Raw genomic sequence first — 11,993 nt, forward strand, 5'->3', positions numbered from 1 at the left:
CCTGGATCAAGGAAGCTTATTCAAAATCGGTAACACAGGCAGTAAATAACGGACAGACCGCATTTAAGAGATTCTTTGATCACAAGAGCGCCTTTCCAAAATTTAAGAAGAAAGGCAGATCTGATGTGAAAATGTATTTTGTAAGGAATAATCCAAAAGATTGCCTTTGCGAAAGACACAGACTCAAGATTCCGTCACTTGGCTGGGTCCGCATCAAAGAGAAAGGATATATTCCCACTACAAAGGATGGATACGTAATTAAAAGCGGTCATGTCTCAATAAAAGCTGACAGATACTATGTTTCAGTTCTTATAGAAATCAAGAATAAAAGGATAGCCAGTCATTCCAGTAAAGGAATTGGCATTGACCTTGGATTAAAGGACTTTGCGATTGTTTCTAATAGAAAGACTTATAAGAATATCAATAAATCTGCAAAATTAAAGAAGCTTGAAAAGAAGCTTATTCGAGAACAGAGAAGTCTTTCTCGAAAGTATGAAAATCTGAAGAAAGGAGGGTCCACTCAAAAAAGAAATATACAAAAACAAAGGCTTAAGATACAGAAACTTCATCATAGAATTGACAATATTCGTACTGACTACATCAATAAGATAATCGCAGAGATAGTGAAAACCAAGCCATCTTATATAACGATTGAAGATCTAAACGTATCAGGAATGATGAAGAACAAGCATCTTTCAAAGGCAGTTGCTTCGCAGAAGTTTTATGAATTTAGAACAAAACTTCAAGCTAAATGCAGGGAGAACGGAATTGAACTTCGAGTTGTAGATAGATGGTTCCCATCATCTAAGACTTGTCACTGCTGCAAACATATCAAGAAAGATTTAAAGCTTTCAGATAGACTTTTCAAATGTGATTGTGGCTATATCGAAGACAGAGATTTCAATGCTGCACTTAATCTGAGAGATGCTACAACCTACGAAGTTGCATAAATGAACGCAAACGTAGGTATGTACCGAAGGCTATTTCGGGAATTTACGACTATGGAGTGTACTAGGACCTGTGAGTAGATATGATTTCGGTCAATCCAAAGCATACACGATGATATAGTAAGTAATGTTCGTGAGAACTTACATTATCTCGATGTGAGTATATTTAATCACATTTCGAGTGGCAGCCGAAGTTGAGCAAAAAAAGGAACTGAAAGAAGTTTAGAGATACTTTATAAATGAGAGAAAATCCTTTTGTAACACAGGTTAAGCTAATGGAAGAATTCAATCTAACCAGAAAACAGATTCAAAACATCATTCAATACTTGCGTTTAAATGGGTTAGTAGAAAGAGAAGGCTCTAATAGAAGTGGTAAATGGATAGTGAAGAAATAATATATTACCACATTTCCTGCACTGTATGATATTAGAAAAACATTGTATATATCAATGTTATTTTGATTGCTGATGAGAGTAACTGTTAAACACATTAACAAGTCACTTTTTTCATAGTTATTCAATATGTGTTATAATGTGGTCAAAGCGAGGTAATGCTATGAAAATATATTATGAAGTACATGGAAATGGTTACCCAATTATCTTATTACATGGTAATCAGGAAAATAGAAAAATATATGATCAATTAATCAAAGATTTAGAAAACGATTATCAATTAATCGCAATGGATTCACGTTATCATGGTAAATCTATTAAGAGTGGGCCTTTAACACTAGACCGTATGGCTCAGGATGTAATGGATGTCGCAAATGAACTAGATTTAGAAGAATATGATGTCATTGGCTTTAGTGATGGTGCGAATATCGCACTTACACTTGCAGGTAAAGATGACCGTTTAAAACATATGGCACTTCTTTCACCTAATGCCACTCCTCAAGGCATTAAATGGTATTATCGTCTCCATATGTATATGACATTACTCTTATTGCCAATATTCTGTATATATGATAAGAAATCAAGAATACGTTTTAAGCTCATTTCGTTTATGACAAAAGAGCCACATTTTACTGCAGATTACTTATCAGAACTTAAGATTCCAGCTTTATTACTATCTGGTGAACATGATGTAATCAAGGATTCTGATTTCACATTTATTCAGTCATCATTGCCTTATTGTGTACATAAGGTGATTAAAGGTTCACCACATTTCTTATTAGGTGATCAATATGATAAAACATTAAGAGAAATAAGGGGGTTTTTATATGCCTGTCATCACGAAGCATAATGTATTAGATATAAATAATGTTGTATTTGGAGATGGAACACCTAAGATTTGTCTTCCTATTGTAGATACAACTAAAGAAGATATTATTGATACTTTAGATTCTTATAAGGATTTAGATTATGATGTAGTAGAAATTAGACTTGATTTCTATGAAGGATTAAAAGAAGGACATTTGACAGATGCATTAGAAGAAATTAAGAAACATACAGATAGACTTGTATTAGGTACAATCCGTACTGTGAGTGAAGGAGGAGAAGGAGAACTTACTTCTTTAGAGTATATACATTGTATTAAAGAAATCTGTGATGCTCATGTGGATCTAGTAGATATTGAGTTATCGCAGGGATATGAATCTGTGATGGAACTTGTTCAGTATGCTCATAAGAAAGGTGTTCATGTTATTATGAGTGAACATCATTTTGAGGAAACACCATCAAGAGAAGATATGCAGGAAACACTAGAAAAGATGGAAATATTAGGGGCTGATTTACCTAAACTTGCTGTTATGCCTGAAAGTAAAGAAGACCTATTAACACTTCTAGAAGCCACTCTTTATTCAAGTCAGCGTTTAGGAAAACCTATTATTACTATGTCTATGGGTAAACTAGGACGGTTGTCACGTATGATGGGGGAATACTTTGGTTCATGTATGACCTTTGCGACAGCCAAGGATGCGAGTGCACCAGGACAGGTTCCTCTTGATGATTTAAAGAAAGTATTAGAGGTTCTACATGATTAATTTAGATCATGCGAAAAAGGCATTTGATAATTATGTCAATCGTTATGATCTCTCTATCCCACATATACATCTTAAATATGTGCATTCTTATAAAGTAATGGATGTTATGGGTGAACTATGTGATATGAAAGAAAAAACTGAAGAAAAAGACTTATGTCTGCTAATCGGCCTATTACATGATATAGGTCGTTTTGAACAGTTTCGCTTATATCATTCTTTCCTAGATAGAGAAACAGTGGATCATGCAATGTATTCTTCTCATGTATTATTTGAGGAGGGACTTATTAGAGAGTTCATAGAAGAAGATACATATGACACTATTATTAAAAATGCTATAGAACAGCATAATAAATACAAAGTAGAAGAAGGCTTTAGTGAAGAAGAACTCTTTTACATACATATGATTAGAGATGCAGATAAATTAGATCATTTTCGTGTTAAAGATGTAGAAAAGGATACAGTCTTACTAGGTGTGACTTATGAGGAAGCAGGAAAAGAATCTATAACTGATGAAGTCTATCAACAGTTCTGTAAACATCAACTTATTTATGCTCCTACAAGAAAAACACATTTAGACATGTGGATTTCTTATATTGCTTTTATATTTGATCTTTATTTTGATGAAAGTAAATCATATATTGAAAAAAATCACTATATTGAAAGAAGCTTTGATAAAATAAAAATAGAAGATCTAGAGATATTAAAGAAATATCGAGCGTTAGAAAAATGCGCACTAGAGTATATTAAAGGAGGATGCGTATGAGTTTACCAAAGGATTTCCTATGGGGTGGTGCTTTAGCAGCTCACCAGTTTGAAGGTGGTGTATTAGACACTACTAAAGGTTTAAGTGTTGCTGATGTAATGACAGGTGGTAACGTATCAACACCACGTGTGATTACTGATGGAGTAAAGGAAGGATTATATTATCCAAACCACATCGGCATTGATTTCTATCATCATTACAAGGAAGATATCAAGCTATTCGCAGAAATGGGCTTTAAATGCTTTAGAACATCTATTGCCTGGACAAGAATCTTCCCATTAGGTGATGAAGAAGAGCCTGATGAAGAAGGTTTACAGTTCTATGATGATGTATTTGATGAATTATTAAAATATGGTATTGAACCAGTCATTACATTATCTCACTTTGAAATGCCTTATCATCTTGCCAAGGAATATGGCGGATTCATGAACAGAAAGACTATTGATTTCTTTGTAAAGTTCGCAGAAGTATGTTTCAAGAGATATAAAGATAAAGTTAAATACTGGATGACTTTCAATGAAATCAACAACCAGATGAACTATAAGAATGATATTTTTGGATGGACTAACAGTGGTGCTCATTTTGGAAACTATGATAATCCAGAAGAAGCGATGTATCAGTGTGGTCATTATGAATTGGTAGCCAGTGCAAAGGCTGTGAAGATTGGTCATGAAATCAATCCTAACTTCTTAATCGGTAATATGATTGCAATGGTTCCTATTTATCCATTCTCTTGCCGTCCAGCAGATATGGTATTATCTACTGAAATGATGCATCAGAGATGGTTCTTCTGTGATGTACAGTGCCGTGGTCATTATCCACGTTATGCCTTAAAGATGTTTGAAAACAAAGGCTTTAACTTAGATATCACTGAAGAAGATAAAGAAGCTTTAGCTGCAGGTACAGTAGATTATATCGGATTCTCTTATTACATGACTAATACTGTAGACTCTACAGCACATAAAGATGTTTCTAAATCTTTAGATGGTTCTAGTGAACATTCTGTGGCTAACCCATTTATTAAAGTATCTGACTGGGGATGGGCTATTGATCCAGAAGGTTTGCGTTATGCTTTGAATCAGATGTATGAAAGATATGAAAAACCATTATTTATTGTAGAAAATGGTTTTGGTGCGATTGATAAGAAGGAAGAAGATGGCAGCTGTCATGACCCATATCGTGTAGATTACTTAAGAGCACATATTGAACAGATGAAGAAAGCTGTAGAAATTGATGGTGTAGACTTAATGGGTTATACACCATGGGGCTGCATTGACTGTGTCTCTTTTACTACAGGTGAAATGAAGAAACGTTATGGCTTTATCTATGTAGATCGTAACAACGATGGAAGCGGTACACTAGAAAGAAGTAAGAAAGATTCATTTAACTGGTATAAGAAAGTTGTTGCAAGCAATGGTGAAGATTTAGGTTAATTCGCTTTCAACATTGCGAAAAAAAGAAACCCATGAGAAATGCTTGACATTAGGCTCATGGGTTTTTATACTGTTTAAGGGTAAACATTCTTTATGTTTATCAATAATTAAAAAAACGTTGATAAATTCAACATTTTTTCACGTTAATGAATTATTTGTGAGATATTTTTTTATCTCAAGCATATTAGTTGCATGTGCAACTAATTTAGACTAATATAGAATTAGAAAAAATCTATTAGGTATTTCATCCTAATAGATTTTCTTATGAGGAGGGTAAATAACATGGAGGTAATCAAGAGAGATGGCTCAAAGGTAGCTTTTGATGGAAGTAAGATTGAAAATGCGATTTTAAAGGCTATGCGCTATGGCAGCGGTATTGTGAAACCTGAAATTGCATCTAAAATCTCACATGAAATTGAAGACTGGCATAAATCAAGTGGAGCAGCATCTATCAGCATTTATCGTATTGAAGGACAGGTTTTTGAAAAGTTAATTGAAAAAGGAGAAGTACTTACTGCCAAGGCTTATGAAGGCTATCGTAGGGTAAGAGAATTCCAGAGAGAAACTAATACAATTGATAATGCGATTTATGGTATTGTCAATCAGACTAATAAAGAAGCAATGGATGAAAACTCTAATAAAGATGCGACTGTATTAGCTACTCAGAGAGACTTAATTGCTGGTGAATTCTCTAGAGACTATTGTCGCCGTTTATTATTACCACCAAAGATTGTACAGGCACATGATGATGGTATTATTCATTTCCATGATATGGATTACTATATCCAGAAGATGCATAACTGCGATCTAGTAAACTTAAAGGATATGTTTGCGAATGGCACAGTTATTAATGATAAATTGATTGAAACACCTAAGTCTTTACAGACAGCATGTACTGTTGCAACTCAGATTGTTCAGCAGGTTGCTAATGGTCAGTATGGAGGACAGACAATCTCTATCTCTCATTTAGCACCTTATGTACGTGTATCATATAAGAAACATTTAAAGGCTGTAAGAAAAGAAGGCAAAGAAGTAGGTATTGATTATACAGAAGAACAGATTGAAAAGATTGCAAAGTCTCGTCTTCATGAAGAAATCAAAGCAGGTGTACAGACTATCCAGTATCAGATCAATACATTCTCTACAACTAATGGTCAGGCTCCATTCTTATCTATTTTCATGTATTTAAGAGAAGAACCAGACTATATTGAAGAAACAGCTTTATTAATTGAAGAAATCTTAAAACAGAGATATATCGGTATGAAGAATCCTGTGGGTGCTTATGTCACTCCAGCATTCCCTAAATTACTTTATGTATTGGATGATAATAATGTGCCTGATGATTCACAGTATCGTTATTTAACAGATTTAGCGGTTAAATGTGTATCTAAGCGTATGATGCCTGATTTCATCAGCGCAAAGATCATGAGAGAAAACTATGAAGGACAAGTATTCCCTTGTATGGGATGTCGTTCATTCTTATCTCCATGGAAGAATGAAAAAGGTGAATATCAGTGGTATGGTCGTTTTAACCAGGGTGTAGTTACACTTAACTTAACTGATGTTGGTTTATCAGCTAACAAGAATATGGATTCATTCTGGAAGATTCTAGATGAACGTTTAGATTTATGTTATGAAGCATTAATGTTAAGACATGAAAGTTTAAAGGGGACTCCTTCAGATATTTCTCCAATTCATTGGCAGTATGGTGCCATCGCAAGATTAAAACCAGGAGAAAAGATCGATTCATTATTAGATACTTGTTATTCTACATTATCATTAGGCTATATTGGTTTATATGAATGTGTAGTGGCATTAATTGGTCAGTCTCATACTACTGAAGAAGGCGATGCATTAGCTCTTGAAATTATGCAGAAATTAAGAAATGCATGTGATAAATGGAAGAAGGATACAGGTTTAGGATTTGCCTTATATGGTACTCCTGCAGAATCAACTACTTATACATTAGCACGTGCATTAAAGAAGAGATTTGGAGTCGTGCCTGGTGTAACAGATAAAGACTATATTACTAACTCTTATCATGTCAATGTAAGAGAACATATTGATGCATTCTCTAAATTAGGCTTTGAAGCAAAGTTCCAGAAGATTTCTTCTGGAGGAGCTATTAGTTATGTAGAAGTGACTAATATGACAAATAACTTTGATGCCATGAAAGAATTAATTAACTATATGTATGAAACAATTCAATACGCTGAAATCAATACTAAGTCTGACTATTGTCAGGAATGTGGTTTCTCTGGAGAAATCTTATTAGATGAAAACAATGAATGGTATTGTCCTAACTGTGGTAATAGAAACCATAAGACATTAAATGTATGTCGTAGAACATGTGGTTATCTTGGTGATAACTTCTGGAATAAGGGACGTACACAGGAAATCAAAGAACGTTTTGTACATTTAGATAATAGAGTATATCAGGAAAATAACTAGGAAAGCCTTGTGTCATTAAGGGTTTAAGAGATAACCGTGATTGGTTATCTCTTTTTAATTTAAAAGACTGTGAAAACCACAGCCTTATTTAAGGACCTTACGTTTTGTAGACGAAGGAATATTTAATTGTTGTCTATATTTAACTATTACACGTCTTGAACAATGTAGATCCAATTCTTCAAGTTGACTAAGAATCTGATTGTCTGAAAGAGGATGTTCTTTATCTTCACTATCAACTAATTCAACAATAGCCTTTTTAATAGAATCGCTACTATCTCCTGAAGCAGTTTGAGAAACAAGAAGTTGTTTAAGAGGATAAACCTCACCATTAAAGCTGTAGTACTTATTATTTAATGTACGTGAAATAGTAGATTCATGGAATCCTGTTTCACTTGCAAGTTGTGATAAAGTACATGGATATAATTCATCATCGTATAAGAAATAACCACTCTGGATATCAACTAAAGCATTTGCGACAAATAATACTGTTTGATTTCTCTTTGTGAGATTTTCAATTAAGAAATGTGCATCATTAAAATAAGATTTCATATTTTCATCATTCTTTACCTTCTCATAAAGAAGATCATTTACGATGAGTTCAGGTTGATTGATAGGAGTAATCATAATATTAGAATCTTCTACCTCTATTAAAATATCTGGGGAGATATAATCATCCTGGGATGAACTATACATATTGCATGGGAATGGATTACAAGAACGTATTTCATAAAATAAATGGTCTATCTCTTCTTTTTTTAATCCTGTTTTCTGTTTAATAAGTGAATAGTTTTGAGTTAAGATAACATCCTGATAATCTCTAAATAGTGTATAGCTTTTTGTTTTATTATTATTTTTTAATTGAATGATAATTGAATCAATAGCATCAGCAGCTCCAACACCATTTGGTTCAAAAGAACGTAATATATCTAAATGAGCATCAAGCATTTCTCTGTCTATATCTAAATCAGTGAGATATTGATTAATAGGGTAGGATAAGAACCCACTATCATCTAATGATTCAATCAAATAATCCATCAAATCTTCATTATATGGACGAGTACATGCACTTAACTGTAAATAGAGATCATCTTTTAAAGAACGTTTATTAGAAATACTTTCAATAAATTGCTGAGTATCATAGTTTTTAGGTGATTTTAGTTCTAAAAAAGGATTTGTTTCTAATACTTGTTGAACAACTTTATTGATATCATCAATGTTGTCAGTAAGGAAATCTAACGATTTTAAAAGTTTTTGATTTAATTTTAATGTTTGTTTTAATGTTTGAATATATTGCATTTTTTGTTTCATATTCATCACCCCTCACTATTATATAGCAAAATCCGTGCCAATTAATGTATGGATATTTAATAGAAAAGTATAACGAATAACGATTGTTGCACACAAGTTTTATTTGTTTTATCATGAACGATGAGGTGATTTCATTGAAAGAAAAAATAATGTTGTTGATTAATGGAAGAATGGATCAAAATTCATATGAAGAATGTCAATCCATCCAATTATCAAAAGAATTAAAACTAAGTAGAAATCAAGTGACTAGATTATTAAATGAACTATTTAATGACAAGAAGCTTATTAAAATCAAGACAAGCCCTGTTTTATATCTTTCAAGAGGTTCTCTTGAAAGTAAGTATAAGAAGAAGCTCTCATCAGATGAATACAAATCATTAGATGAATTGGAAGCTGAATTAAACAATCAGACAGAATTAAAGAACTTCGAAAAGCTTATTGGGTCTAATGAAAGCATGTATCAGATTGTAGAGAAGATTAAGGCAACAGTATCTTACCCTCCAGTAGGATTACCTATGTTGTTTTATGGACCAACTGGTACAGGTAAATCATTTATGGCTAAACTTACGTATGAATATTGTGTAGACACAGGCTTAATTGATGCATCTAAGAATTTTGTACAGGTGAACTGTTCAGAGTATGCTAATAACCCAGAACTACTCACAGCGAATCTGTTTGGCTATAAAAAAGGTGCTTTTACAGGTGCAGAAAGTGATAACTTAGGTTTATTACATTTTGCGGATGGTGGAGTATTATTCTTAGACGAAGTGCATTGTTTAAATGCTGAATGTCAGGAAAAATTATTCCTTTATATGGACCAGGGAATCTATCACTTAGTAGGTGATAATAATAAGTGGTATAAATCTAAATGTAGAATTATATTTGCGACAACAGAAGTTCCACAAAAAGCATTATTAAAAACATTCCTCAGACGTATTCCAGTTATTCTTACAATTCCATCTCTTGCACAAAGAGGAGAAAATGAAAAGCTAGAACTCATGTATAGCTTTTTGAAGAACGAAGAGAAGCGTGTTGGTAAAACAATTCTTATTTCATCTAACGTTTATGAGTTGTTACTGAATCACACATTTGTAGGTAATATTGGTGAACTGACTAATACTATTCAGGCAAGCTGTGTGAGTGCATTATATAAAAGTAATTCAGATACGTTAGAAATACATGCTTATGATTTACCTGACAGTATTAGAAATAGTATAGATGTTTCCTCTATGATTATGAAGAAGCATAAACTTGTGTCTCTTAACACACTTCTTCCTGTATCAGATCAGGGGATCATTAAAGATTTTTATCAATCATTAATTAATCTTAAAAGAGATCAGTCATTTGCAGTAAATGCACAGAATACTGTAGATAGATATTTTGAGAAGCTTATATTTAATGATAATCGTGCAGATTCAATTGATTATCTTACAAACTATCTAGAAAAGATATTTAATAATATCACTGAACATTATGGCTTTAGGACTTCACATAATGAGTTGATTGCACTTGCGACATATGTCTCAGAATTCTCTAAGAATACATATCTCACAAATAACTGGATCAATGAGAATTATGATGAAGTAAAAAACTTAAAGAAATATCTAAAACTAGAATTTCATCGTGAATATGAAATAGGACAGGAAGTTTCTCATTACTTAAAGAATAATATGAATCAGGATATTGATGAGTTTGTAGAATGTATTATCTGTATTTGTATGATTAAGTATTTTGCACATTCTGGTGAAGATCTCACAATTGCGGTTATTATTGCGCATGGTTATTCAACTGCAAGTTCTATTGCAGAAGCAGCCAATAGAATGTTGAATAGTTATATATTTGATGCGATTGATATGCCGTTAGATGTGGATGTACAAACTATTACAAGAAAGATCAGTGATTACATTGCACATGTTGGAAATATCTCAAAACTTTATTTATTAGTTGATATGGGTTCTCTTGAAGAAATATATCAGGGATTAGATACAAGTAATGCAGATATTGCCTTAGTAAACAATATTAATACTAAATGTGCGTTAGAAATAGGACAGGGAATTAAACTCAATAAAACAGTGACTGAAGTAATTGATTCTATTCTTAAGGAAAACATCTATAAAACGCATATAGAACTTAAGAAAAAGAAAGACCCTATTGTAATCTGTTCTTGTGCATCAGGAGTTGGTACAGCGAATAAGATCAAAGAAATCTTATTCAATTCTTTACCTGAAGATTCTAATTTAAAGATTATTACTTATGATTATCCTGCTTTAATACGTAAACAGGTCTGTGATCAGTTAATGAATGATTATGAGGTTGTATGTGTCATTGGAACACTTGATCCAAATATTGAATCTATGAAATATATAGGTATACAGGAATTGATTATTAATGAGGGTCAGAATGCGATAGAAGTATATTTTGGAAAGTATATGACTCAAGCTCAGATGGAGGTATTCGAAAAGAATATCTTACGTAATTTCACATTATCCAATGTTATGAATAACTTAACTATATTAAATCCAGATAAACTACTAGAACATGTAGCGAAAGCAATTGATCATCTACAGAATATCTTACATAAGAGATTTAAGAATAGAACATGCTTTGGATTATATGTTCATATCTGTTGTCTTGTAGAAAGATTAGTTACAAGACAAGCTATTTCAAACTTTACTGATCAAGACTTTAAAGAAAAGCATCAAGAGTTTATAGATCAAGTAAATATCTCAATGAAAGAAGTTAAAACATACTACAATGTTGAGATTCCAGATGAAGAAATAGAATATATATACAACTATATTATTAATGATTAGTGTGCTATTAATTGGCACACTTTTTGCTTGTTTAAAAGTGGAAGTTAGTTGTACAGATTAAGCGTAAAGATCTATAAACTGGCATGAAGCTTGCTTGAGTATAAGTGGAAGCTGGTTATGCAGATCAAGCGTAAAGATCTGTAAACTGGCACGAAGCTTGCTTGAGTATAAGTGGAAGTTAGTTGTACAGATTGAGCGTAAGAATCTATAAACTGGCACGAAGCTTGCTTGAGTATAAGTGGAAGCTGGTTATGCAGATCAAGCGTAAAGATCTGTAAACTGGCACGAAGCTTGCTT

General features: G+C 32.7%; 9 protein-coding genes. 8 read left to right on the forward strand and 1 reads right to left on the reverse strand.

Features of this window, described 5'->3' with window-relative positions; genetic code table 11:
• The 7 genes from ABUA27_RS07320 to nrdD form a co-directional block, all read left to right on the forward strand.
• A partial coding sequence (locus tag ABUA27_RS07320) for an RNA-guided endonuclease InsQ/TnpB family protein (protein ID WP_349820484.1) occupies nucleotides 1-950 on the forward strand: 950 nt, incomplete at its 5' end.
• Between the two features lie 236 nt (nucleotides 951-1,186).
• Nucleotides 1,187-1,342, forward strand: coding sequence for a MarR family transcriptional regulator (locus ABUA27_RS07325; protein ID WP_192924009.1), 156 nt, complete (start codon nucleotides 1,187-1,189; stop codon nucleotides 1,340-1,342).
• A 160-nt stretch (nucleotides 1,343-1,502) separates the two neighbouring features.
• Nucleotides 1,503-2,189, forward strand: a complete 687-nt coding sequence (locus tag ABUA27_RS07330; protein WP_330041161.1) for an alpha/beta fold hydrolase — start codon at nucleotides 1,503-1,505, stop codon at nucleotides 2,187-2,189.
• A complete protein-coding gene (gene aroD / locus ABUA27_RS07335; protein WP_349820485.1) occupies nucleotides 2,167-2,928 on the forward strand; it encodes a type I 3-dehydroquinate dehydratase in 762 nt (253 codons plus the stop codon). Before ABUA27_RS07330 ends, aroD begins: the two co-directional genes overlap by 23 nt.
• Nucleotides 2,921-3,691 carry an HD domain-containing protein gene (locus tag ABUA27_RS07340; RefSeq protein WP_287846491.1) on the forward strand — a complete coding sequence of 257 codons (771 nt, stop codon included), beginning with the start codon at nucleotides 2,921-2,923 and terminating at the stop codon, nucleotides 3,689-3,691. Before aroD ends, ABUA27_RS07340 begins: the two co-directional genes overlap by 8 nt.
• Nucleotides 3,688-5,124, forward strand: a complete 1,437-nt coding sequence (locus tag ABUA27_RS07345; protein ID WP_129981261.1) for a 6-phospho-beta-glucosidase — start codon at nucleotides 3,688-3,690, stop codon at nucleotides 5,122-5,124. Before ABUA27_RS07340 ends, ABUA27_RS07345 begins: the two co-directional genes overlap by 4 nt.
• A 282-nt stretch (nucleotides 5,125-5,406) precedes the next feature.
• Nucleotides 5,407-7,575, forward strand: coding sequence for an anaerobic ribonucleoside-triphosphate reductase (gene nrdD / locus ABUA27_RS07350; protein WP_129981262.1), 2,169 nt, complete (start codon nucleotides 5,407-5,409; stop codon nucleotides 7,573-7,575).
• A gap of 84 nt (nucleotides 7,576-7,659) precedes the next feature.
• On the opposite strand, the gene ABUA27_RS07355 is transcribed toward nrdD, so the two are convergent.
• Nucleotides 7,660-8,883, reverse strand: a complete 1,224-nt coding sequence (locus tag ABUA27_RS07355) for an RNA polymerase factor sigma-54 (protein WP_349820486.1) — start codon at nucleotides 8,881-8,883, stop codon at nucleotides 7,660-7,662.
• Between the two features lie 125 nt (nucleotides 8,884-9,008).
• Between ABUA27_RS07355 and ABUA27_RS07360 the strand changes: the two genes are divergently transcribed.
• Nucleotides 9,009-11,696, forward strand: a complete 2,688-nt coding sequence (locus ABUA27_RS07360; RefSeq protein ID WP_349820487.1) for a sigma 54-interacting transcriptional regulator — start codon at nucleotides 9,009-9,011, stop codon at nucleotides 11,694-11,696.
• Nucleotides 11,697-11,993 lie beyond the last annotated feature (297 nt).

The sequence above is a fragment of the Catenibacterium sp. RTP21428st1_D7_RTP21428_210409 genome, assembly GCF_040227455.1.
Lineage (GTDB): Bacteria > Bacillota_I > Bacilli_A > Erysipelotrichales > Coprobacillaceae > Catenibacterium > Catenibacterium mitsuoka_A.